This window comes from Pantoea sp. CTOTU50773 (genome assembly GCF_032082325.1).
Lineage (GTDB): Bacteria > Pseudomonadota > Gammaproteobacteria > Enterobacterales > Enterobacteriaceae > Pantoea > Pantoea communis.
In genome coordinates this window covers 12652-37530 of sequence record NZ_DAMDQC010000029.1, presented here as the reverse complement: position 1 = coordinate 37530, position 24879 = coordinate 12652, and the positions used below count along the sequence as shown (strand labels likewise).

The 24879-nt window shown below is 55.1% G+C and carries 22 protein-coding genes and 1 pseudogene; 9 read left to right on the top strand and 14 right to left on the bottom strand.

Annotation, left to right across the window (positions count from 1 at the left end; all coding sequences use genetic code 11):
• The 7 genes and pseudogenes from RT340_RS07105 to RT340_RS07075 form a co-directional block, all read right to left on the bottom strand.
• A pseudogene (locus RT340_RS07105) lies at positions 1-589 on the bottom strand (hypothetical protein); the annotation flags it as partial.
• A 14-nt stretch (positions 590-603) separates the two neighbouring features.
• Positions 604-1380, bottom strand: a complete 777-nt coding sequence (locus RT340_RS07100) for a PP2C family protein-serine/threonine phosphatase (protein ID WP_045816028.1) — start codon at positions 1378-1380, stop codon at positions 604-606.
• Positions 1377-2492, bottom strand: coding sequence for a type VI secretion system-associated FHA domain protein TagH (tagH, locus tag RT340_RS07095; protein ID WP_313375018.1), 1116 nt, complete (start codon positions 2490-2492; stop codon positions 1377-1379). Before tagH ends, RT340_RS07100 begins: the two co-directional genes overlap by 4 nt.
• 33 nt (positions 2493-2525) lie before the next feature.
• Positions 2526-3224 (bottom strand): type VI secretion system-associated protein TagF, encoded by a 699-nt coding sequence (tagF, locus tag RT340_RS07090; RefSeq protein ID WP_034828605.1) that lies wholly within the window; start codon positions 3222-3224, stop codon positions 2526-2528.
• Between the two features lie 13 nt (positions 3225-3237).
• Entirely contained in the window at positions 3238-5352 is a 2115-nt protein-coding gene (gene tssM, locus RT340_RS07085) for a type VI secretion system membrane subunit TssM (protein WP_313375015.1), read from the bottom strand.
• Positions 5352-6566: a type IVB secretion system protein IcmH/DotU gene (icmH, locus tag RT340_RS07080; protein ID WP_313375013.1), complete on the bottom strand. Its 1215-nt coding sequence runs from the start codon at positions 6564-6566 to the stop codon at positions 5352-5354. The genes tssM and icmH overlap by 1 nt, the downstream gene beginning before the upstream one ends.
• A gap of 85 nt (positions 6567-6651) precedes the next feature.
• A complete protein-coding gene (locus RT340_RS07075; protein WP_176505716.1) occupies positions 6652-7143 on the bottom strand; it encodes an SH3 domain-containing protein in 492 nt (163 codons plus the stop codon).
• 988 nt (positions 7144-8131) lie between these two features.
• Between RT340_RS07075 and flhB the strand changes: the two genes are divergently transcribed.
• From flhB to RT340_RS07060, 3 genes are read left to right on the top strand one after another with little or no spacing between them, the layout of a single operon-like run.
• A complete protein-coding gene (gene flhB, locus RT340_RS07070; protein ID WP_313375010.1) occupies positions 8132-9283 on the top strand; it encodes a flagellar biosynthesis protein FlhB in 1152 nt (383 codons plus the stop codon).
• Entirely contained in the window at positions 9276-11363 is a 2088-nt protein-coding gene (gene flhA, locus RT340_RS07065; RefSeq protein WP_313375008.1) for a flagellar biosynthesis protein FlhA, read from the top strand. The genes flhB and flhA overlap by 8 nt, the downstream gene beginning before the upstream one ends.
• Before the next feature lie 3 nt (positions 11364-11366).
• Entirely contained in the window at positions 11367-11771 is a 405-nt protein-coding gene (locus tag RT340_RS07060) for a flagellar protein FlhE (RefSeq protein ID WP_097116846.1), read from the top strand.
• 35 nt (positions 11772-11806) lie between these two features.
• On the opposite strand, the gene argS is transcribed toward RT340_RS07060, so the two are convergent.
• Positions 11807-13537 (bottom strand): arginine--tRNA ligase, encoded by a 1731-nt coding sequence (gene argS / locus RT340_RS07055; protein WP_045832925.1) that lies wholly within the window; start codon positions 13535-13537, stop codon positions 11807-11809.
• Between the two features lie 168 nt (positions 13538-13705).
• Complete coding sequence (locus tag RT340_RS07050) at positions 13706-13828, bottom strand: hypothetical protein (protein WP_007889544.1); 123 nt, start codon at positions 13826-13828, stop codon at positions 13706-13708.
• Between the two features lie 319 nt (positions 13829-14147).
• Here RT340_RS07050 and RT340_RS07045 point away from each other — a divergent pair, with 319 nt between their 5' ends.
• Positions 14148-14702 (top strand): VOC family protein, encoded by a 555-nt coding sequence (locus RT340_RS07045; RefSeq protein ID WP_337022417.1) that lies wholly within the window; start codon positions 14148-14150, stop codon positions 14700-14702.
• Here RT340_RS07045 and RT340_RS07040 read toward each other — a convergent pair.
• Positions 14699-15838 (bottom strand): PatB family C-S lyase, encoded by a 1140-nt coding sequence (locus RT340_RS07040; protein WP_313375003.1) that lies wholly within the window; start codon positions 15836-15838, stop codon positions 14699-14701. The two genes, RT340_RS07045 and RT340_RS07040, sit on opposite strands and share 4 nt — an antisense overlap.
• An 85-nt stretch (positions 15839-15923) precedes the next feature.
• On the opposite strand from RT340_RS07040, the gene cutC reads away from it, so the two are divergent.
• Positions 15924-16676, top strand: coding sequence for a copper homeostasis protein CutC (gene cutC, locus RT340_RS07035; RefSeq protein WP_160832822.1), 753 nt, complete (start codon positions 15924-15926; stop codon positions 16674-16676).
• Between the two features lie 169 nt (positions 16677-16845).
• Positions 16846-17706 (top strand): hypothetical protein, encoded by an 861-nt coding sequence (locus RT340_RS07030; protein ID WP_034828634.1) that lies wholly within the window; start codon positions 16846-16848, stop codon positions 17704-17706.
• A 41-nt stretch (positions 17707-17747) separates the two neighbouring features.
• Here the strand turns inward: RT340_RS07030 and RT340_RS07025 are convergent, their stop codons facing one another.
• Positions 17748-18845, bottom strand: coding sequence for a glycerol dehydrogenase (locus tag RT340_RS07025; RefSeq protein WP_160832824.1), 1098 nt, complete (start codon positions 18843-18845; stop codon positions 17748-17750).
• A 175-nt stretch (positions 18846-19020) separates the two neighbouring features.
• Here RT340_RS07025 and RT340_RS07020 point away from each other — a divergent pair, with 175 nt between their 5' ends.
• Complete coding sequence (locus tag RT340_RS07020) at positions 19021-19641, top strand: LysE family translocator (protein WP_313375000.1); 621 nt, start codon at positions 19021-19023, stop codon at positions 19639-19641.
• Between the two features lie 3 nt (positions 19642-19644).
• Here RT340_RS07020 and cmoB read toward each other — a convergent pair whose 3' ends face one another.
• The 3 genes from cmoB to RT340_RS07005 form a co-directional block, all read right to left on the bottom strand.
• On the bottom strand, positions 19645-20613 hold the full coding sequence (gene cmoB / locus RT340_RS07015; RefSeq protein ID WP_058960189.1) for a tRNA 5-methoxyuridine(34)/uridine 5-oxyacetic acid(34) synthase CmoB: 969 nt from the start codon (positions 20611-20613) through the stop codon (positions 19645-19647).
• On the bottom strand, positions 20610-21338 hold the full coding sequence (gene cmoA, locus RT340_RS07010; RefSeq protein WP_160832826.1) for a carboxy-S-adenosyl-L-methionine synthase CmoA: 729 nt from the start codon (positions 21336-21338) through the stop codon (positions 20610-20612). Before cmoA ends, cmoB begins: the two co-directional genes overlap by 4 nt.
• Positions 21339-21415: 77 nt before the next feature.
• Positions 21416-22237, bottom strand: coding sequence for a DUF72 domain-containing protein (locus tag RT340_RS07005; protein ID WP_097116853.1), 822 nt, complete (start codon positions 22235-22237; stop codon positions 21416-21418).
• A gap of 232 nt (positions 22238-22469) precedes the next feature.
• Between RT340_RS07005 and aspS the strand changes: the two genes are divergently transcribed.
• On the top strand, positions 22470-24251 hold the full coding sequence (aspS, locus tag RT340_RS07000) for an aspartate--tRNA ligase (protein ID WP_313374998.1): 1782 nt from the start codon (positions 22470-22472) through the stop codon (positions 24249-24251).
• Positions 24251-24682, top strand: a complete 432-nt coding sequence (nudB, locus tag RT340_RS06995) for a dihydroneopterin triphosphate diphosphatase (protein WP_034828648.1) — start codon at positions 24251-24253, stop codon at positions 24680-24682. The genes aspS and nudB overlap by 1 nt, the downstream gene beginning before the upstream one ends.
• The last annotated feature ends 197 nt before the right edge of the window (positions 24683-24879 follow it).

Here is a 24879-nt window from a genome sequence, read left to right as displayed (position 1 = left end):
GCGAGCGGGTTTTGTCACCACTCATCAGCGTTAATTCACTAGGGCCTTCAAGCCAGCCATCCGTGGAGCAGTGCTGCTGCGGGTTATCCGGAATAAATAGCGAGTCGCCGTTTTCGTCCCAGGAGGTGCGGAAATGACAACCCGCTGGTAGGGTAAAGTGCTGCAATGGGGTGCTGTCTGCCGGGCGTGAGAGATCCAGCGGGGCGGCATTGCTGGCACTGGCACTGGCGGTCGCATCGTTAATCACGATGGGTCGCCAGTTCTGTAATTTTGCTGCGCTGCCGTTGGCCAGCACGCTGCCGTCTTTATTGGTCATCTGCCACGGGATTTCATCCAGCGTGCCGCATTGATTCGCCAGCAGCGTGCCAACGCGCGGCAGGAAGCTGGTCAGAATGCTGGAATCAGTGCTTTTGCCGGAAACAATACGCAACGGCAAGGTCTCTTTGCACCAGTCGTTGGGTGAATTGCTGGCCACATTATCGATATAGACTTCAAGCGACAGACTCGGCGAATAGACCACACGATAATCATCAGCTTGCGCATTTAGAGCCAGCAACAGGGTCGCTAAGCCCGGCAACCACACTTTCATAAGGGTCCTTGGGATCAATAACGTGTCGGCAGAAAACGTGCCGCATCAGCCTGGGAATAAAGCAGCGTCGCTTCCTGCGGTTCGCCAATCCAGATGGCCAGAGCGCTGAGATTGTCGCTTTTTACACTGCGGTTAACGGCTTGTTCCATCAAAGTCAGCCACTCTTCGCAGGCATTGACCATGCGCAGGGCTTGTTCCATCTCGTGAGTGGTCAGATTGAGCCAGAACCCGTCGGTGCAGACGAGAAACGCATCGCCATCCGTCAATGAAATCACTTCACTAAAGGTGGCTGGACGTGCAGGCTCAACGCCGAGCGCATTATAGAGTAAATTACTGTTAATTCCGGTATTTTCATAGCCTGCTTCGCGCAGTTGCTGGGCCAGACTATGGTCACGCGTCACTTGACTCAACACCCCATGACGGAAGTGATAAACCCGGCTGTCACCAGCATGCGCCCACCATGCGCGCTGTGTCTCGCGGTCAATAAACAGCGCGGCCAGCGTGGTGCTCATGCGAGCATATTTCGGATTTTTTCCCTGCGCCTCAAGCAACACCTGCTGGCAGTGCTCAATCGCTGCACGAGTGCTCTCGGGCGTGAACGTCGGGCTGTTGTGTAACTGGGTCAGCAGCGTATCCCGCACGATTTGCGCCGCTTTGTCACCGCCAGGCAAACCGGCCACGCCATCGCAAACCAGAAAGCAGGCTTTGTGCTCATCCAGCTCGGCTCCGGTGCGATCCTGGTTTTCATCGCGCATTCCCTGCTGGCAACGGCTGGCAAACATCATTTTCATGCGTCTTCGGTCCGAGTCTGGGAATCTTTATATTGATTCACTTCCATGTCATACGCATGCAGGAACGCTTCACCAAACAGGGTATGGAAGTCATCTTCAATTTCACCGGCAGTGCGCTGGTAGTGGCGTGAAAAGTAATCCCACAAGGCCGCTTTACGCCCGCCGTTAAACGGTAGCTTAGGCAACACGCCATCTTTACGTGCTTCCTCTTCCAGCCGTTGCGGATTGAAGGATTGCAGCATCGCCGCGATGATCGCGCGTATGCCAGCGATCATACCCAGCTGATGCGCCTGCAAATCCACCAGTGCATCGCGCACTGCCGCTTCTGGCGGCATAAAACCGGGCATCTGGCTCTGATAAATCTGCATCAATACCGTCTTACCCGAAGGCAAAATTTTAAACGGATTGTTGGCCTCATTGAGGATCATCGTCATATCGGCTTTCACGCCGCGCTTGAGGATCGAACGGGAAGAGAGCAGGGCAACAGTGCCTTGCGAGAACAGGCTCAGCATGCGGCCGGTCACGCGCATCTGCTCTTCGGTGATCGTCGTGTGATGGCCATTGTTCAATCCCATGCCCTCCAGCAGCGCGGCCAGCAGCTTGTCCTGATCTGCATGCGGCAACGTGGCGGGAGCCGAAGGGGCATCACTTTGTGGATCAATACCCAGGCGTGGGTCAGTCAGGCGCTCCGGACGCGCCGCAGTGGGTTCCGGCACCCTGTCGAATGCCTGCTGCATACCGAGAGGATCGGCAGTGCTGTCCGCGAAGAACGTGAGCGGGTCATCATGCTGGGTACTCTGGCAGGCCGGATCGCGCACCTCAAGGCCATAATCGCCGATTTGCAGTGCATCACCATGCTGTAATTGCACTTGTGAACCGCGCTGTAGCGCCACGCCGTTCAATACCACCGAGGTCACGCTGCCCTGATTGGTCAGGCGGCATTCACCTTCCGCGGAGATATGCACCAGCGCCTGCAAGCGTGAAATGGCGCGCGATTCGTCAGGCAGTACCAGATCGTTATCCTGACTGCGGCCAATGGTTCCCCCAGGCGGTTTAAAAGCAACCGTCTTTGCTGGCACATCCGTATTGCACTGCACAATGGTAAATTGCATGAGTCATCCTGTTAACAAGGAAAACGCTGCGGCTCATTCAAACATGGGTGGATAGAGGCCGTTGCGTCCCGGCTGTGCACCTGCCGCCGGGTTAAACAGTAACGCAAAAAGTTGCGCGGTGAGCGGCCCACTGTGTTTGTGTGTGGCGTGGGCAAAACCGTCACTGCGATTACTCCACCAGTAGCTAATATGCTGCTGGGGATCAAATTTATCCGCCACTTCACGCCAGCTCAGCGTGCAGGGCAGATCATCAAAACCAATCACATCCATAATATCGCTGCGCTGATTATCCGGGACCATCAGCGGCGTGACGCGTTGCATCTGCTGCTCCAGCGCATCCGGGTTCAGCCGGTCACGCACGCCGCGCAGTAGCAGCGTGCCCAACTCCTGAAACCAGTCGCCCGACATGGCCAGCTGAGCGCTGTGCCAGTGGCTGAGCGGAAAACTTCGCAAAGCCAACAGCGGCCAGCTGCGCCCCACGCGATCGCACGAGGGCAGCAGGCAGCCCATCTGCACCTGCTGACGTAGCGGCGACAGCGGCAGAACAAAATTCCAGACAGGTGCGCGCAGAAACAGCTGAGTGGAGGCATCGGGTTGCTGATGCCAGTGCATGAGCCCCTGTTGAAACCAATGGCTCCAGGGCGTTACGGTATTCTCACTCAGGCGCTGGCGCAGGAAATCGCCGGTGGCCGGTAATTTGCCGTACCAACCTGGCGCGGTGTGCGTCGCCATGGTTACCTCACCATTACTCACTGTGTCCGGTCAATCGCTGCGAAACCCGCTGTGGTGCAATCGCCAGCGAACTGCCATTCGCACCGGCAATTTTCAGATTTTCTGCAAGCTTGCGCATCATTAGTGCGTTATCTCGCGCATAAGGCGACGACTGAATCTGCTGATCCAGAAGCTGGCTAAGATGCCAGTCAAGCTGCTGCAAATCCCGGGCGCTGACATCATCTGGCAGATTGCGTTGAAGATTCTGCATCAGCCAGGCGCGCAGGAATTCGCCGTCATAATTGCGCGGTTGATACAACATCTGATAGGCACGCAGCGCATTGCGGCTGTATTCATTGTCGTTACCGGGGTCATCACGCAGCAAATTGGTGATTTGCTGGGCCACGCGCGGTAACAGTAGAGACTTAAGCGCATTTTGATAAAGCACCCATGCCGCATCGCTTACCTGGTTGCCACGATAGAGACCCACGCGCATGCTAAGCGGTGGATTGTCGAGGGAAAAGCGCTCCGACAACGGCAGCTTCACCAGGTTATTTAAGAAGGGTAGCAGATCAAAGATATTATCGGCTGGCTGATGAATCACCTGCTGACTCTGACGAGTCATTGGCTCAATACGCTCGGCGACCTGGTTAAGATATTGCTGGTTCTGGACATAGCTGGCCAGCCATAAACCGGAGAGCAAAAGCAATGCGCCAGTGAGCGCACCGTAGCCAATCCAGTGGAACAGGCGGTTGCGGTACTCCCAATGGCGGTTACTGCCCGCTAAGCCACTTTCGCGGAACACCAGATCGCTCAGCAGGTCGCGGATAAAGAAACTCTGGCCTTTATCGCCGGGGATGGGGTTATTACGGGTGACGCTCTCCCAGGCGGCGCGGCTGCTTTCACCGGTCTGTGGCAATTGAAGCTTACGGTTGAGTTCGCCCATGATGCGATCAAACGGTAAGCCTTCCTGAGTCCCGCTGGTAAAGAATAAGCCGCGCGCTGACCAGGCAATCTCATCCTCATGGCGCGAGAACACCACATCCAGGTACTCATTCAGCAACGGCCTTAACGAGCTGAACTCCTGTGGGAACAGGAAACAGTCAGCACGCAGGGTGAGATCGCGTTCATTCGCCATCACCGTGGGCAGTTGCTGCTGCAGGCGCTGTTCCAAACGCTGATATTGCTGGCTAAAACTGTTATGCCAGTCATCTTTGTGCGGTTTACCCGGTTCCCAGGGGAAGGTGAATCCCCAGATGGCGTCGCGCTGCGGTTTGCTCAGGCCTTCGTTAAAGCTTAAAAACCCTTTCAGCAGATCGGTCTTGGTCACCATCACATACACCGGGAAATGGATACCAGTTTGCTGGTGTAACTCCTGCATGCGGCTACGTAACGCGCTGGCCTGTGCGTGACGTGCTTCCGCGGAATCGGTGAGCAGATCGGCAACGCTAATGGTCATGATCACGCCGTTGATCGGCTGGCGGGTGCGATAGCGTTTCAGCAGGTTAATAAAACTCTGCCACTCGGCGCCGTCGCGTACACGCTGGCTCTCCTGAAGAGCATATCGCCCTGCGGTATCGATCAACACCGCGCTGTCGGTAAACCACCAGTCGCAGTGACGCGTACCGCCGACGCCGCGAATCGCCGCTTTGCCAAGGCTATCGGTCAGTGGAAACTCCAGTCCGGCATTGAGCAGGGCGGTGGTTTTGCCCGCGCCGGGCGCCCCAATCATCACATACCAGGGCAGCTGGTAGAGATAGTGGCTCTGAAAGCGGGCCAGCCAGTTCTGTTGATGACGTCGACCAAACTGTGTGCGTTTCAGGCGCAGCGCTGCTTCACTGAAGCGCTGAGCCAGCAGCGTATCAGTGGCCTGACGATCGGACAGCTCTTCGTGACTCATCTCCTGCAAACGGTTGAGGAGTTTACTGTTAAACCAGCCGCGCCAGATCGCCGGGATAAACTGGAACAGCACCCAGCAGAAGAACAGCAAACCGACCAGCAGTTGACGAGGAAACACCGGCTCAAGGGGGCGGGTGTCTCCCCAACTCCACAGCGGGCCGAGCATCCACAGCACACAGCTTAAGGCAGTGACACCAATCAGGCTCCACAGCAGGCGGTGGGTTAACAGATGTTGCAGCGATGCGCGCATCACTCACCTCCTGGATGATTGCCAAGGGTTTCCGGTGCGGCAAACAGGGTGATCTCCACACGGCGGTTGCGCGCGCGGTTTTCATTGCTGTCATTTGGCAGCAGCGGATTACTGTCGCCGCGGCCTTCCGCTTTCACACTGTGCCCTTCCGCCAGTTGCGGGTTTAGCAACTGGGTCACGGCGCGTGCGCGCGCAAAGGAAAATTCATAGCTTGAGGCAAAACGCCCATCCACCGGGCTGTTATCGGTATACACCGACACCAGTACCGTGCCTTTAACGGTTTTCATGGCGCTGGCAACGTGCGCCAACAGCGCGCGACCAACCTGATTGACCACAGTACCGTCAGGGGAGAAGAGTTTATCGGCAGGAATGATCACTTTACTGCCAAAGGCACCATCGCTGACTTCAAGTTGACCGGCGGCGATCACATCATTCAAACGCTGATGCAAATCCAGCAATGCCTGCGGTGAGGTAGGGCGACGGCCGGGCATAATTTGTGGCAGCGGTGTTTGATAGATGGCGCGCAGCAGCGGCTCGGCCGCATTGCCCAGCCGCCAGTTCAGGCCGCTGTAAATCAGGCAGGCAATCAGGGCCGCTAACATCGCGCAGGCCCATAGCGGCACCATCGGACGGGTTAAGCGACTGACCAGGGGATGCACTTCCACCAGCGGCACGGCCGGGTTAGTGGTTGACGGGCGCGTTTCCTGGATCAGTTGAGCGAGGCGTTTACGAATCCCTTCACACTGTGCACGGCCAGCATCGCTGCCGCGATAACGTCCTTCATAGCCCAGCAACAGACAGTAATGAATCAGCTCCAGCAACCACAGGTGTTGCTGCGGGCGTTGCGAGACGCGGGAAAGTAACTGAAACACTTTTTCGCCGCCCCAGCTTTCATTATGGAAAGTGACCAGCATGCCGTTCCCTGACCACACACCGCGCGTACCCCATGGAGTTTGTGCGGCGGCTTCATCCAGTACGCTGCATAAGCAGTAGCGCGCACCAATAATCATCTCAAACGGCAAACCGGCTAGCTTGCAGCGATGTTCGAATTGGCGGATCTCTTCAATGAGTAACTGGCGTAAACCGGCGGGATCGTCATGCGTAGCAGCCTGCCGTATACGGACAACGGCATTCAATATCGGTGCTGCGGCATTAAGCAAAAGGTTATCGTTGCCCGCGACAATGCCATCGCGGACAACAGAATCCTGGGTCATTAAATATCTTTTTTCCTGGCAATGGCGCTAGGGAGCGTCCACAGAGTGCGACCTTGCTGTGGACAATCTGCGCCATATTGCATTATCAGTCTAGGATCCAGGTCGCGGTATCGTTGGTGCGGCAAGCCTTGCTGGCTCCGCCAACGGCCACGCAGACCTGTTTAGTACGGCGGGGACGTGGACGGTCGCTACGCAGGGTGGCGTCATAACGGCTACTTTCAACCCCGGCTTTCGGCGGGATGTAACCAATCAGCTGTCCATTGGGTTCATCGGCAACGGCTAACCAACTGTGTTCGACACGTCCTAGTACTTCAAAGGGTTTAGCGTTATCGAGATAACGAACGACCTTGCCGCCATAATCTGGCGTGGTCATCACCGACGCCGCATACAGTGCGCGGAAACTCTCATTAACCGGCGTGAATTCGCCTGGCGCTGCCACCGCATGACGGTGAACCAGCTTGACGCCATTTACCTCACTGGTGACCAGGGTGTCATCAGTCATCGGCGGTGGTGGCGCTTTACAACCCGCCAATGTCAATACTGCCAGCAGAGTGAGCAACAGACTCTTATTCACCATGAACCTCAAATTTCATCAGATTAGCTGCAGATTAATATGTGGCACACGCATTTAAGGCGGGCAGAGTATGCAGCGGGAAAGCCATCAAAAAACAGTCAGATTACAGAAAGATAGTACTGTGCTCAGTCTACCTAAGACTTTTGAGAATTCAATCCATTGCATAGCGAGAAAACCCGTGCTAACGGGCGAAAACAGCGCATAGCAGGGGGATAAAAAACCTCTGCCTTTAGTGATAGATAAGCTGAATTTACTTATTTAGTCGTGTAAGTGTGTGACGCAGGCGATAAAGCCGAAGTGCCGTAGAAAGATGTCTTGTCATTGGTAAGTCTTCTTAATCTTTCCTTAAGGTTAAAAAAAGATTGCGCAGGTAAACAATTTTCTTACTTTCGGAATTTCCGTGCACATTTCCGCCCTATCTAAAGTCAGTACGGCACAGCTTTTGCTTAAGACTCATACTTTTTCACTTACGGTGTTTTGGCCAAACTTCAGGGTATGGGTAATAACACTAAAGCCATAACCCGGAGGAGGGGGTTGCACAAGTTTTGTGCTTATTCTGCGTCATCTCTGTGCAAAGTAAATGATGGTTAGCAAGTTAGCTTCGCTGAGAGATTGAATTTAAAGTGATAATTATCTGGCACAGGCTTTGCTATAGCAAAGAGACATTGCGCATTTGCTTCGTTAATAGCGATAAAGTGAGTGCTTTGGATAAAGGCGTCCGGCCCCATGTTTTCATCACGTGCGGGAGGACGCCTTTTTTATTCCTTATTCAGGTTCGTATAAGAAGCAGCATGCGGCATTCAGTTACTCCTCATTGGCTAAAGTAGCCTGGTGCGTAACGGTGGGACGCGCATGAGGAGCGGGCTTATGCTGTAACGTCGCAATTTCACTTATGGCTAAATAAACTCGTATTTTCGCTCCTTAATCCACGCTTTAGCCTTGGCGGGTTTTGGCATCCTATGCTCAGAATTCCTGCCAGCTGAGGTATGTCGTGGCTGAAGAGAGCGACGAGGACAAAACAGAATCGCCCACGGCGCACCGACTAGAGAAGGCGCGAGAAGAGGGGCAGATTCCGCGATCGCGCGAGCTGACATCGGTACTGATGCTGCTGGCGGGCTTGCTGATCCTGTGGCTCGGCGGCGAACTGATGGCTGAACAGCTGGCCAGCATGTTGGCCACTGGCTTTCGTTTCGATCATGCCATGGTGACCGATGACAAAATGATCATCGCCCACATTAGCAACCTGATCGGCCAGGCAGTGATGGCGCTGCTGCCGTTGATGGCAGGCCTGGTGATTGTGGCGATAGCTGCACCGATGCTGCTGGGTGGGATCAATATCAGCGGTAAATCGATCAAGCTGGATTTCAACAAGCTGAATCCGTTGAGTGGTCTTAAACGCATGGTTTCCTCACAGACCTGGGCGGAACTGCTAAAAGCCATTTTGAAGGCGGTGCTGGTGGGTCTGGTGGGTGGCTGGTACATCTGGTCGCACTGGCAGGAGATGCTGCGGTTAATCAGTGAATCACCCACCAACGCGCTCCATCACGGTTTAACCATGATCGCCATTAGCTGTGCGTTGATCATGCTGGGCCTGGTGCCCATGGTCGGTTTCGACGTGTTCTGGCAGCTCTACAGCCATTTCAAAAAGCTGAAAATGTCCCGCCAGGAAATCCGCGACGAACACAAACAAAACGAAGGTGACCCGCACGTCAAAGGGCGCATTCGTCAGGCGATGCGTGCGGCGGCCCGTCGTCGCATGATGGCAGATGTACCGAAAGCCGACGTTATCGTCACCAACCCAACGCACTACTCGGTGGCGTTGCAGTATCAGGAAGGCAAGATGAGCGCGCCAAAGGTGATTGCGAAAGGGGTCGGGGATATTGCGCTAAAAATTCGTGAGCTGGCAAAAGAACATCGCATTCCGATTTTAGAAGCACCGCCGCTGGCGCGTGCGCTGTATCGACACACGGAAATTGGACAGTTCATCCCCGGCGCGCTTTACGGTGCCGTGGCGGAAGTGCTGGCCTGGGTATGGCAACTGCGTCGCTGGAAACGCGAAGGTGGCTTGATCCCAACTAAACCAAAACAGCTGCCGGTTCCGGCAGACATGGACTTTGCAGGAGAGAACAGAAACGATGGCTAATCTGGCCGAAAAGCTGCGTTTACCGGGCAACTTTAAAGACACGCAGTGGAAGGTGCTGGCTGGACCGATACTGATCATGTTGATCCTGTCGATGATGGTGCTGCCGTTACCTGCCTTCATTCTCGACCTGCTGTTCACCTTCAACATTGCCTTATCGATCATGGTGTTGTTGGTGGCAATGTTTACCCAGCGTACGCTGGAATTCGCGGCATTCCCGACCATTCTGCTGTTCTCAACGTTGCTGCGCCTGGCGCTGAACGTTGCCTCAACCCGTATTATCCTGCTCGAGGGCCATACGGGTGCCGATGCCGCCGGACGCGTGGTTGAAGCTTTCGGCCACTTCCTCGTGGGCGGTAACTTTGCCATCGGTATCGTGGTGTTCATCATCCTCGTTATCATCAACTTTATGGTTATCACCAAAGGTGCCGGACGTATCGCCGAAGTGGGCGCGCGTTTTGTGCTGGATGGGATGCCCGGTAAGCAGATGGCGATCGATGCTGACCTTAACGCCGGTTTAATCGGGGAAGAGGAAGCCAAACGTCGTCGTAGCGAAGTGACCCAGGAAGCCGATTTCTACGGCTCAATGGACGGTGCGAGTAAATTCGTACGTGGTGACGCCATCGCCGGTATTTTGATTATGGTGATTAACGTAATCGGCGGTCTGCTGGTGGGCGTAGTGCAGCACGGCATGGATCTGGGGCACGCAGGTGAAACCTATACACTGCTGACCCTCGGTGATGGATTGGTGGCACAGATCCCGGCGCTGGTCATCTCTACCGCTGCGGGTGTTATCGTGACGCGCGTCAGCACCGATCAGGATGTGGGCGATCAGATGGTCTCCCAGCTGTTTAGCAATCCGCGCGTGTTGATGCTGAGTGGTGGTGTTATCGGTCTGCTCGGCCTGGTGCCGGGTATGCCCAACTTTGTCTTCCTGCTGTTTACCGCCGCGTTGCTCGGTCTGGCCTGGTGGCTGCGCGGTCGAGAGATGAAACCGAAGACTACCTCTGAACCTTCTAGTCTGGTCAAAACGCAGGAGACACCCGCCACGGTGGAAGCTTCCTGGAAAGACGTGCAGCTGGAAGATTCGCTGGGTCTCGAAGTGGGTTATCGCCTGATTCCCATGGTTGACCATTTGCAAAACGGTGAGCTGCTGGGTCGCATCCGCAGTATCCGTAAAAAAGTCGCACAGGAGGTGGGCTTCCTGCCGCCGGTGGTGCACATCCGTGACAACATGGAGTTGCCGCCTGCGCGTTACCGCATCCTGATGAAAGGCGTGGAAATTGGCAGCGGTGATGCCTATCCTGGGCGCTGGATGGCGATCAACCCTGGTACTGCAGCCGGTTCTTTGCCGGGTGAACCGACCGTCGATCCTGCCTTCGGTTTAGCGGCAATCTGGATCGATAGTGCGCTGAAAGAGCAGGCGCAGATTCAGGGCTTTACCGTGGTAGAAGCCAGTACCGTGGTGGCAACGCATCTTAACCACCTGATTGGTCAATACGCCAGTGAACTGTTTGGTCGTCAGGAAGCGCAACAGCTGCTGGATCGCGTGACCCAGGAGATGCCGAAGCTGACGGAAGATCTGGTGCCGGGCGTTATCACCCTGACCACCCTGCACAAAGTGCTGCAGAACCTGTTAATTGAGCGTGTTTCGATCCGCGATATGCGCACCATCATCGAAACCCTGGCGGAACATGCGCCGGTCCAGACCGATCCACAAGAGCTGACCAGCGTGGTACGTGTGGGGCTGGGCCGTGCGATTACTCAGCAGTGGTTCCCAGGTAACGGTGAAGTGCAGGTGATTGGACTGGATGCCACCTTAGAGCGTCTGCTGCTGCAAGCGTTACAGGGCGGTGGGGGGTTAGAGCCCGGCCTGGCCGATCGTCTGTTAGTGCAGACGCAGGGTGCATTGCAACAGCAAGAGATGACGGGTGCACCACCAGTGCTGCTGGTGAACCATCCGCTGCGTGCCTTGCTGGCGCGCTTCCTGCGCCGCAATCTGCCACAGTTGGTGGTGCTGTCAAATATGGAGCTGACCGACAATCGCCAGATCCGTATGACCGCCACCATTGGGGGCAAATAACCGATGCGCCGTTGGTGTTGGACTCTAATGATGTTGCCGATGATGGCGCTACCGCTCTATGTGGATGCAGCAGGCTCCTGGCATGACAGTGCCAGTGGTCCGAGCCTCGGCGTGCGCGGCAACTGGCACACGACGCCAGCTTTAAAAGCACCTTCGCCCGCAGTGGGCACTATTACGGTGGTGAACTGGCGTTACCAGTTGAGCCGTCCAGCCCCCTCGGGGCTGATCGTGCGTTTGTGTGCGACTCAGCGTTGCGTAGAGATTGAGGGCGGCAGTGGTTCAACGCGTAGCCTGGCGAATATTCCGGCTGACGAGACGCTGCATCTGGCGTTCGGTTTTCAGGGGAAGGGCGCGTTACCGCCGGGATTGCGAGTGGTGAGCAGTGAAGTGACGGTGAATTACCAATAGCCAATAAAAAACCCGCCGAGGCGGGTTTTTTGTTACTACATACGCTCGACGGTTTTGATACCCAGCGTATCCAGACCTTGTTTCAGCGTTTTAGCGGTCAATGCAGCCAGTTGCAGACGGCTGTTACGCACCTGCTCATCCTCGGCGGAGAGGATTGGACAGTGCTCGTAGAAGCCTGAGAACAGGCCTGCCAGATCGTACAGGTAAGCACACATCACATGCGGCGTGCCATCACGCGCAACCTGGGTGATCACTTCTTCAAACTGCAACAGGCGAGTTGCCAGTTGCGCTTCACGCTCTTCGGTCAGCACGATGTCGCCGCTCAGGCTGTCAGCTTCAATGCCGGCTTTACGGAACACAGAAAGCACGCGCGTGTAGGCATATTGCATGTATGGTGCAGTGTTGCCCTCAAACGCCAGCATGTTATCCCAGTCGAAGATGTAATCGGTGGTGCGGCTTTTTGACAGATCGGCATATTTCACCGCGCCGATACCCACCACTTCCGCCAGATCTTTCAGCTCCTGCGCTGACATTTCCGGGTTTTTCTCGCTGACCAGCGCATGCGCACGCTCAACGGCTTCATCCAGCAGATCGGCCAGCTTAATGGTGCCACCGCTACGGGTTTTAAATGGACGGCCATCTTTGCCCAGCATCATGCCAAACGCATGGTGCTCCAACGGCACAGACTCGGGCACGTATCCGGCTTTACGCACAATGGTCCACGCCTGTTGCAGATGTTGATGCTGGCGCGAATCGATGTAGTAAAGCACGCGGTCGGCATGCAACGTCTCATAGCGGTATTTGGCGCAGGCGATATCGGTGGTGGTGTAGAGGTAGCCGCCATCCTTTTTCTGGATGATCACGCCCATCGCTTCGCCTTCCTTGTTTTTGAACTCATCAAGGAACACCACGGTTGCGCCTTCGCTGGTTACGGCCAGCCCTTTTTCACGCAAATCGCTTACGATGCCAGGCAACATATCGTTGTACAGGCTTTCACCCATCACATCTTTACGCGTCAGCGTCACGTTCAGGCGGTCATAGACTTCCTGATTCTGGCTCATGGTGATATCCACCAGTTTTTTCCACATTGCACGGCAATATTCGTCGCCGCCTTGCAGTTTCACCACATAACCACGGGCGCGTTCGGCGAAGGCTTCGTCCGCATCATAGGTGACCTTGGCTTCCCGGTAGAACTCTTCCAGATCCGCCAGCGCGATATCTTCGTGGTGCTCATTCTGTTGCTTTTCCAGATAGGCAATCAGCATACCGAACTGAGTACCCCAATCGCCGACGTGGTTGGCGCGGATCACGTTGTGGCCGAGAAATTCCAGCGTGCGTACCGCAGCGTCACCGATGATAGTGGAACGGACGTGACCGACGTGCATCTGCTTGGCGACGTTGGGTGCCGAGTAGTCAATGACAACGGTTTGTGGCTTGAGGCTGCTGACGCCAAGGCGCGGCAATTGCAGGGCCTGCGCGGCCTGGGTAGCCAACCAGTTGCGATCGAGGAAGATATTAATGAAGCCGGGGCCGGCGATTTCGACTTTGCTGGCGATGCCGGCGAGATCCAGATGCTGAATCACCTGTTCAGCCAGCTGGCGCGGAGCCTGACCGAGCTTTTTCGCCACAGCCATGATACCGTTCGCCTGATAATCGCCGAACTGCACTTTAGCCGACTGACGAACCTGAGGTTCACAATCTGCTGGCGCACCCGCCGCTACCATTGCCTGACCGACTTTATCGGATAGAAGAGCCTGAATATTCACCGCGTTACCTTCATATGCTGAAAAGGCCCGCCAGTGGCGGCGAGCCGGTGCCTTCATCCCGCAACAGCGCGGCGGGACGGAAAAATAAGAGGGGAAGTATACGTGAAATGTTAAAGTGCGTCAGCTTTTAGCATGCGCAATGGCGGGTAACAGCAACCCGCGCGCCGATTAACGGCGACGCGGGTGACGACGAGGATTTTTAACGCTTTTGTCTTCACGCACCTTCCAGTGGCGGGAAATTGCAAATCCCATCAATGCAATCAGGACCGCGACAACAATGAGCATAGACATAGAGCCATTCCTTGTAGTTGTGAAACACAAATTTATAAGAAAGGGTATCAAGCTGCAATTGTTTGCAACTGAAATAAGACTTATCTCATTGTATTAATTATCGTTAATATTAACAGTGATTTAAGGTGTTTTCATAAAGTAACCGCTGGACCTATTTAGGCGAATAATCCTAAAGAGAGGGCCTATTTATGCGGTTTCAGGTCTTTTTCATGATGAAATCGGAGGAATCCGACGATTTTGTCAAGCGGATTCTGAAGCGCTGCTGTTTTTAAATTGATTAAAATAATTGAATTGATATTGATGTGTCTGGAGTATTGAGATGAATTTTCCTGCTGAACTGAGTGATTTAGAACAAGACCTGGCTCGATTTGAGCACTCCTTGCAGCAATTTGCTGAAAGATTAGGGCTGCGGTTATCCGAACATGAGGCCGATCACCTGGCGGTGCGCTGCCATCAGTTCGCCACGGCGGAGCGCTGGAAGGCGGGATTGCAGCAGATGGGCAGTCAGTTTTCCGAAGCCATGATCAACGGACGCCCAATCTGCTTGTTCAAATTGCATCAGCCGTTAACGATCGCTGGATGGCAGGTCGATGTGATTGAGTTACCCTGGCCGGGTGAGAAATTGTATCGCCATGAAGGCTGGGAACATGTGGAAATCGTGTTGCGCGGTGAGCCCGAAACATTGGGTGTGCGCGCGATGGCATTGCTCTCCGATCATGCACTGACGCAACCCGGCATTTCGTTCAAAACCAGCGCGCCAAAAGGTGAGCATGAGCGTTTGCCCAACCCGACACTGGCGGTGACGGACGGGCAAACCACCATCAAGTTTCATCCCTGGCGACTGGAAGACATTGTCGCCAGTGAACAAGGCTAACGCCGTGCCATGACTGCGCTATGCAATCGGCTCACCGCCTGTTCCAGTAAGACGCGAGTACAGCCGAAGTTAAAGCGCACGAAGTTGTCATCACCAAAATCGCGGCCGGGTGAAAAACCGAGGCCGTGTTTTTCAAAATAGAGCGCGGGGCTGGCCACATCCAGCTGGCTGGCATCAATCCAGCCAAGATAGGTCGCTTCGGGCGAATTCATGTGCAATTCGGGGAGTGCATTCACCTGCGCCACCAGCCAGTCGCGATTCGCCCGCAGGTATTGGATTTGCGCCTCCAGCCATGCATCACCTTCACGCCAGGCTGCTTCTGCTGCCACCAGTGCGAGAATATCGACCCCTGGCACAATACCTTCGCGTACCTGTTTAAACCGTTTGCGTAATTCAGGGTTGGGGATAATCGCCATTGATGCGCCGAGACCAGCGATGTTGAAGGTTTTCGAGGGCGATATCAGCGTAATGCTGCGCTGTGCAGCATCATCACTCAATGCTGCAAAAGGAATATGGCGGGCATCGGGCGACAAAATCAAATCACAGTGAATTTCATCAGAACAAACGATTAAATCGTGTTGCTGAGCAAACGCCAGTTGCGCCTCCAGTTCCTCGCGACGATACACGGTGCCGCCGGGGTTTTGCGGATTGCACAGCATCAGCAGGCGTTCATTGCCCTGCATCGCAGCCGTATCGAGATCGACGACCCAGCGGCCATGCTGTAAATGCAGCGGCAAGTTGATCTGTTCACGCTCGGCGAGTTTTGAGGCCGCGCGGAACGGTGGATAAATCGGCGTTGGCGCGACTGTGCGTTGCCCAGCCTCGGTAAACGCGCGGACCGAAAGGTTCAGACCACTGACGACGCCAGGCAGCATAACGATCCATTCCGGCTGAATATGCCAGTGGTAGCGCTGCGCCAGGCGGGAAACAGTGATATCAATCAATCCTGTGGGTGTGCCGCCATAGCCAAAAACACCGTGATCGGCGCGTTTTTTAATGGCCTCAATAATGCAGGGCGGCGAGCGAAAATCCGTGTCTGCAACCCATAAAGGCAGCACATCACGATCGCCATATTTGTGCCACTTCAAACTATCGCTGTGACGACGGTCTATCCATTGATCAAAATCGAATGCCATAGTGAGGTTTCCACGTAAACTGTCCAATTAAGCAGACTAACTCAAGCCATCCTCTCGAGCCAGAAGTCATGAAAAGGAGCAAGCTATGACGAAACTGGAAATTTGTTGCTACGGCATCGACTGTGCAATGACTGCACAGCAGTCCGGTGCCGATCGCGTGGAACTGTGCAGTGCCCCACGCGAAGGCGGGCTGACGCCGTCAGCTGGCGTGCTGGAAGCCGCACAACGTGAACTGTCCATACCGGTTCACCCGATTGTTCGCCCGCGTGGCGGCGATTTTTGTTACACCGCACAGGAATTTGAGGTGATGAAATCCGATGTTGCACTGATGCGTGAACTCGGTTTCCCTGGCGTGGTGATCGGCATGCTGGATGAAGATGCCCATGTTGATATTGCGCGCATGCGGCAGATCATGGCGCTCAGTGATGGCATGGCGGTGACCTTCCACCGCGCTTTTGATTTGTGCCACAGCCCCAAACGTTCGCTGGACGTACTGACGGATTTAGGCGTTGCGCGTATTTTGACTTCCGGCCAGCAGCAGAGCGCAGAAACTGGAATTGCATTGTTGCGGGAACTAAATGAACTGAGCACGGGTCCAATTATTATGGCCGGTGCGGGTGTTCGTTTGAGCAATTTGCAGAAATTTATCGATAGTGGTCTGCAGGAAGTTCACAGCTCCGCCAGCCGACTGGTTGCTTCGCCGATGCGCTACCGTAAAGCCGGTGTCTCCATGTGCTCCGAAGCAGAAGTCGACGAATTCAGCCGAACTTGTGTCGACGGCGATGTGGTCGAAGCGATGAAAAGCATGCTGGAAATGACCGCAGTTCGTGTCGCCTGAGTTCGCACCCCTTTTGCCGCGCAGCACGCCAAAACTCTGACGTGATGTTTGCAAGTACCAAACCCCAGTGAGTTTTGCTGGGGTTCTTTTTGTCTGCTGTACAGCCGTTGATAGCGCATTGTTAAAAAAGATGCTTTGATTACTTTATGGCTTAGCGCGGATAACATTCATGAAATCCTACTCTTGTGCTGTTTTAGTGCTGTTGTTTCCCTTGTCTGGTTCAGCGCTGGCGGTGAGCACTGCCTGTCCGCCTCTGAGCAAAAATATTACCAGCAGCAACAACTGGATCATGCTGGGTGGTGATGCCAAAGGCGCGGTACGTCAGGTCGTAGCCGGTGAGTTTGGTAAAGATGTCGATTCGCAAAAACGCGTGCTGGGGCAGTTCGATCAGTGCGGGGATTTGATGGTTGCCGACATTACGTATGACAAGAACGAAGGCAACGTGGTGCTGACCATGGAACAGCACATCGCCCGCGTGCAGCGAGGTTGGGTGGCGGAGTATGCCTACCTGGTCAAAGTGGTAAAAGCGGGCAAAGAGGAAGTGGTGGATAACCGTCAGGGCACCATCAGCTGGCAAATGGGTCAACATGGCAACATCATCAGTTCTTCCGACAAATTTACCAGCATGGGCAAGGATGGCTTCACCGATACCACTTACCGCTACGACAAACATTTTCGTCTGGAGAAAAGCGTCGCGCGCGGCAGTGATGTGATGACCAACGGAGAGAGCACCTGGCGCTGGAATCCACAAGGGCTGGTCACCTCATCGTCCAGTGCACGCGGTAAAGACACCTATAGTTATGATAAGCAGTGGCGAGAGCTGCGGCTTAATGGCTTCGCTACCACGCCTGTCAGTACCTTAAGTTCAGTTGACGAGTGTCAGTTATGGGATGAGGTGGGCAACTGTACGCTAAGTTATCTGCATGAAACCGAGGTGTTTGCTAAAGGCACCATCGAGCGCCACCTGAGTTCTGCGTACAAATATCAGTACTGGGATCGCCCGCCAGCCGTAGCGGATGACGGGGAGTAAACGCGGTTGGTCCGGGCGCACCGTGGTGCGCCCAACCTCTTTTACTGCACGGTTTTACTGAAGGCATCCACTGCGACAATCGCGTTGGCAATGTCTTCTGGCGACAAGTTCGGGTTGAGGTTTTTCAATGTATCCCCCTCGCTGTTTGCCAGCGCCCCGACGCGCAGCAGATTCTCCCAGGATTCATTCTCCAGATGCAGCTCTTTCAACGTGGTCGGCATCTTGATTGAGCGGTAGAAGCGGATATAGCGCGCAATCTCCTCATCCGGACGCTGCTCCAGCACCATTTGCGTCAGCGTGCCGTAAGCGACTTTCTCGCCGTGCGTCAGATGATGGATATCGCCATCAATCGCGGTAAAGCCATTATGAATGGCGTGCGCACCCGCCAACCCGGCATTCTCGAATCCGAGTCCTGAAAGCAGGGTATTGGCTTCCACCACGGCTTCGACGGCAGGCGTCACGCGCTTCTCACTCACCGCCGTGTAAGCACTGTAGCCCCATGTCAGGAGTGTCTCTTCACAAGCACGCGCAATGGCGGTGCCTGCAATGGTTGGATCGCCGTTGACCATCGATTTGGCATGCGAGCGCAGCACGGCCTGTGCCTCCACCCAGGTGGCCAGACCATCGGCAATGCCGGAGGCGAACAAGCGGGCTGGCGCACCGGCACAAACCGCGGTATCAACTAGCACCAGATCCGGGTTTTTGCTGTAGAAGCGATAGCTCTCAAATACGCCGCTGTCGGAATAAATCACGGATAGCGCGCTGCAGGGCGCATCCGTCGAGGCCACGGTCGGTACTATGGCGACCGGCTGCTTAAGCTCATCCGCAATCGCTTTTACGGTATCCAGCGTTTTACCGCCGCCAAGGCCCACCACCACATTGCTGCCTTGTGATTTCGCCAGTTGCGTTAAACGATTGATCTCGTTGCTGGAGGCTTCACCGTTAAACTGCTGCCAGCTGAACTCAATGCCCGCCGCTTTTAACGTTTTCTGTGTGCGTTCACCAATCAGTTTCCAGACGATGTCATCGGCGACCAAAAATGCATGCTGGCCCAGCTCGGCCACATAGGTCCCCAATTCATCCAGCACACCTGCACCCTGAACATACTTACGCGGAGAAGAAAAAATGAATTTACTCATAGCGACAACTCCTTGATGTGAGAAAAGCCGTTAACGATAAAGTGACACAGATAAATGACGGAGATTTAACCATTACTGGCAAGTTGAGAATTATTATCAATTACTGACGGAAGGTAACTATCGTCAAGATGTTGCGGCAAGGTTAAGATAGCGGCGAACTGACAGGGAGCTCGCCATGACACTGATATTTTCATTTCTTTTTGCCATTACTATTCTGACGTTAACGCCAGGCTTTGATACCGCGCTGGTGCTGCGTTCCGCAGCCGCGCAAGGCTGGAAACGGGCATCAGCCACCGCATTGGGTGTCACCATGGGTTGTCTGGTGTGGGGCGTAGTAGTGGGGCTGGGTCTTGGCGCGCTGCTGCTGGCTTCCGAAATGGCGTATAACCTGCTGAAGTGGGTTGGCGCCGCCTATCTGCTCTATCTCGGCGTCAAACTGCTGCTGAATCCCCGCACTCAGGCGGAAGAGAGTCAGAGTGTGCAGGGTAAAGAGCAGAGCTATTTCGCCTGCTTCTCGCGAGGATTATTCGGCAATCTGTTAAATCCGAAAGTCGGTGTGTTTTATGTCACGTTCCTGCCACAGTTTATTCCGGCCGGGGCGTCAGTGGCGCTGTGGTGTACCTTGATGGCGTTAACCCACATGCTGATTGGATTAGTGTGGAATGCGGTGCTGATTGGCGGCAGCCAGTACTTCGCGGCGCATCTGCGTCGTCCAACGGTGCTGAAAGTGATGGATCGTTTGACCGGCTGCGTGTTTATCGGTTTCGCCGCGAAGCTGGCGCTGTCGCGGCGTTAATCATTACGGCTTGCGTGCTACCAGCACCGCGCGCAGCGGTGCTGGATAACCTTCAATGGTTTTGCTGCTGTCGTTAGGATCAAGGAACTCGGCCAGTGATTCGCTGGTCATCCAGCTGGTGCGACGTTGCTCCTCCACTGACGTCACCGCGTAATCCGCGATGCGCACATCGACAAAACCACACTTCTCCAGCCAGCCTTTCAGCGCTGCAGCAGACGGAATAAAGTAAACGTTGCGCATCTGCGCATAGCGTTCACCCGGCACCAGAACGGTGTTTTCATCGCCCTCAACGACCAGCGTTTCCAGCACCAGCTCTCCCTCGCTGACCAGCTGGTTTTTCAACTGCAATAAATGATCGAGCGGCGAGCGGCGGTGATACAGCACACCCATCGAAAACACCGTGTCGAAAGCCTGCAAGGCGGGCAGTTGTTCGATGCCAAGTGGCAGCAGATGGGCGCGACGATCGTCTCCCAGCAGCTTACGCACCGCTTCGAACTGACACAGGAACAGCTGCATCGGATCGATGCCGACCACCAGCTTCGCGCCTGCGCCGATCATGCGCCACATGTGATAGCCGCTACCGCAGCCGACATCCAGCACCGTGCGGTGGGTTAATGGCGAGATATGCGGCAGCACGCGATCCCATTTCCAGTCCGAGCGCCATTCGGTATCAATCTCGGTGCCGTAAAGGGAATAAGGACCTTTGCGCCAGGGCATCAGGTTGCGCAACAGGTTTTCAATACCAAGACGTTGGCGATCGGTGAGATCGTCAGCCGTGGCCGTGACGCTGTTGACCAGATCCAGCGTTTGCGGGTTCAGCAGCGGCAGGTAATCCACTGACTTTTCCCAGTCGCGGAATTTACCGTGCAGATTCTCGCGCTGCCAGGCTGCGACTTGTGCGGGTAAAACTTCCAGCCAGCTCGCCAATGGGCCGGTGGCGATTTGCTGATAAAAACGGCCAAAATCAATCATTTCAACGCTACCAAAGAACCAAAGTTAAAGCACTGGAACCACAATTCCGCATGGGCAAAACCGGCGTCTTTCAGACGCGCTTTATGCGCTTCTACACTGTCGGTGAGCATGACGTTTTCTAGCATGCTGCGTTTCTGGCTGATTTCCAGTTCGCTATAACCGTTAGCACGCTTGAAGTCGTGATGCATGTTGAACAGCAGTTCGCCCACTTCGCCATCTTCAAAGCTGAATTTCTCAGACAGCACCAGCGCACCGCCGGGGTTCAGGCCTTTAGCGATCTTTTTCAGCAGTTCCAGGCGCGCAGGCGGCTCAAGAAATTGCAGAGTAAAGTTCAGCACCACCATTGAAGCATTCTCAATATGGATATCCTGAATATCCGCTTCAATCACCTGCACCGGCGTATCTGCGCGGAAGGCATCAATATGGCGGCGGCAACGCTCCACCATCGCCGGAGAGTTATCCACGGCAATAATCTGGCAGCCCGGCACATGAATATTACGGCGCACTGAGAGCGTGGCGGCACCCAGCGAGCACCCGAGATCGTAAACCTGGCTATCAGGCTTCACAAAGCGTTCTGCCAGCATGCCAATCATCGAAATGATGTTGGAATAACCCGGCACCGAGCGCTGAATCATATCGGGAAAGACTTCAGCCACGCGCTCGTCAAAGGTCCAGTCACCCAGCTTATCGATGGGTGCGGAAAATAGCGTATCGCGGTCAGACATAATGAAAAGTCCGGAGAGAGGAATCGGAAAGGGCGCTATTCTGTCAGAAAGTCCCGCAGGCTGCACCCGCTTTGAGTTTAGAACAAGCTGCTTTGTTGCGGCCAGTCGGGCAGATTGCGCAGCGAAGGCTCAAGTTGCAGCAACTGAGGCCACAGCGCCTGCAGTAAGGGGAACACTTCGCCCATATCCGGCGTATGGATAAACAGCATCGGATCGCTGTCCGCCTGCCATTCTGCCAGTTTGTTTTGCCACGGCTGAAACAGCGGCACGCTCTCTTCCACGCTGTCACTGCCGATAAAGCGCACCATCGGTTGCGAACCGCTGCGCACGGCATGCGGTGGCACGCGCGGTTTTTTCGCCCGGGCGTCCACGGCGGCGGCGCTTTGCGAAGTCGAGGCGTGCACCGGACGGCTATCGAGGATCACGCGATTCACGCCGCGTTCCAGCAGGCCACGGTTGAACGCGCGCTCAGCCTCGCCTTTGGCAAAAAACTGCTCGTGGCGCACTTCAACGCCGTAACTAAACCCGCGCGGCAGGCTATCGAGGAACAGCCACAAGTCTTTCAGTTGCGTGGGTGAGAAGGTCGCCGGCAGTTGCAGCCAATACTGCCCGATGCGCTGGCTCAACGGATCGAGCAAGCGGAAGAATTCGTTCAGCAGTTCATCGCAGTTCCGAAGCGCGGCTTTGTGGCTGATGCTGTTGGGAAATTTAAAGCAGAAGCGAAAGTCATCGTGAGTCATATCGCGCCAGCGCATCACTGCTTCCGGCGAGGGCAGCGCATACAGCGTGGTGTTGCCTTCCACGCAGTCAAACAGCTGGGCGTAATCCGCCAGGGTTTCCAGCCCATACTGCTTCCAGCGGGGATGCTGCCATTGTGGTAATCCAATGCGAAGTGTCAAACGCGGCACCTGATCCTTTTACGGGCGGGAATAGGCCGGGTAATGTACCCTGTTTTGGTGTCGGCAGGAAAATCCGCGCGATAAACCGCAATGTTTTGCCCGCTTTGATCTGGCTCTACTTATCCTGCCTGGGTTTTTCCATTATAATAGCTGCCTTTTTTGCGACAGCATCTCAGAAGGTTACGCGGCCTGATGCTGTCTGGCAGCAGCGGCGAAGTTAAAAGGATACGTTATGCGTACAGAATATTGCGGACAGCTCAATCTGTCTCACGTGGGTCAGCAAGTCACTCTCTGCGGTTGGGTTAACCGCCGTCGCGATCTGGGCAGCCTGATTTTTATCGATATGCGCGACCGTGAAGGTATCGCTCAGGTATTCTTCGACGCCGATCATCAGGACGCTTTCCAGCTGGCCTCTGAGCTGCGTAACGAATTCTGTATCCAGATCACCGGCACCGTGCGTGCGCGTGAAGAGAAAAACCGCAACAGCGATATGGCCACCGGCGATGTCGAAGTGTTTGCCCATGCGCTGAACATCATCAACCGCGCTGAACCTCTGCCGCTGGACTCTAACCAGACCAACAGCGAAGAAGCGCGTCTGACCTATCGCTATCTGGACCTGCGTCGTCCGGAAATGGCACAGCGTCTGAAAACCCGTGCGAAAATCACCAGCTTCGTGCGTCGCTTTATGGATAACGAGGGCTTTCTCGATATCGAAACCCCGATGCTGACCAAAGCCACGCCAGAAGGTGCGCGTGACTATCTGGTGCCAAGCCGCGTGCACAAAGGCAAATTCTACGCGCTGCCGCAGTCCCCACAGCTGTTCAAACAGCTGCTGATGATGTCCGGTTTCGATCGCTATTATCAGATCGTTAAATGCTTCCGTGATGAAGACTTGCGTGCAGACCGTCAGCCAGAATTCACCCAAATCGACGTGGAAACCTCTTTCATGACCGCCGAGGAGGTGCGTGAAAAGATGGAGCGTCTGATTCGTGAACTGTGGATCGACGTGAAAGGCGTGGATCTCGGTGACTTCCCGCAAATGACTTTTGCTGAAGCTATGAACCGTTACGGTTCTGACAAACCCGATCTGCGCAACCCAATGGAGCTGGTGGACGTGGCTGACCTGCTGAAAAGCGTGGAATTCCAGGTGTTCGCAGGCCCGGCTAACGATCCGAAAGGTCGTGTTGCCGCGCTGCGTGTGCCGGGTGGCGCAGCGCTGACGCGTAAGCAGATTGATGAGTACACCAAATTTGTTGAGATCTATGGCGCCAAAGGTTTGGCGTGGATGAAGATCAACGAGCGTGCAAAAGGCTTCGAGGGTGTACAGAGCCCGGTGGCGAAGTTCCTGACGCCTGAAATCGTTGAAGCGATTCTGAACCGCACCACTGCACAAGATGGCGATCTGATCTTCTTTGGCGCTGACCGTGCCAAAATCGTCACTGATGCGCTGGGTGCACTGCGTCTGAAAGTGGGCCGTGATCTGAAGATTACTGACGAAAGCATGTGGGCACCGCTGTGGGTCATCGACTTCCCAATGTTTGAAGCGGATGAAGAGGGCGGTCTGGCTGCGATGCACCACCCGTTCACTTCACCGAAAGAGCTGACCGCAGAACAGCTGGCGGTCGACCCGACGCAGGCCGTGGCGAACGCTTACGATATGGTGATCAATGGCTACGAAGTGGGTGGCGGTTCCGTGCGTATCCACAACGGCAACATGCAGCAGACCGTATTCAGCATTCTCGGTATCACCGAAGAAGAGCAGCGCGAGAAGTTTGGCTTCCTGTTGGATGCACTGAAATACGGCACACCACCGCACGCGGGCCTGGCCTTTGGGCTGGACCGTCTGACGATGCTGCTGACCGGCACCGACAACATCCGTGATGTTATCGCGTTCCCGAAAACCACTGCAGCGGCGTGCCTGATGACCGAAGCGCCAAGCGAAGCCAACCCGGCAGCGTTGTTGGATCTCGGCATTCTTGTGGCTCCGAAGAAAGAAAAGTCAGAGAACAAGTAATGGGCTATAAACATCCGGTTTCAGTGCTGGTGGTGATTTTTGCGCGAGATACTGGCCGGGTGTTAATGCTGCAGCGACGGGATGATGAAAGTTTCTGGCAATCCGTAACGGGCAGCCTCGAAGCGGGTGAGAGCCCGCGTCAGGCGGCACAGCGCGAAGTGTCAGAAGAGCTGGGTATCGACGTTGCGGGCGAACAGCTGGTGCTGGACGATTGCCACAAACACATTGAGTTTGAAATCTTCCCGCACTATCGCCATCGCTACGCACCTGGCATCACGCACAACCGCGAACATTGGTTCCGGCTGGCACTCCCGCAAGAGCGTGACCTGCTGCTCACCGAGCATCTCGCCGCGCGCTGGCTCGATCCTGCCGCTGCCGCAGCCCTGACCAAGTCCTGGAGTAATCGCCAGGCAATCGAAGAATTTACCTGAATGCCCGCCGCCGCGCGTTTTTCCGGCGACGAATCAGCTAGATTTCATTTATCCTGCGCAGAGTTTCAACCCTGCGCCCTAATATTGAACAGTCGAGCGTAATCGGCGCAGCGAGGTCGGTTACCGCCAGCGCGCAGCAACCGGAGCGTACTTTTGTACGTGAGGATTGCGAGCACTGCCGGGAATCGAGATCGCAA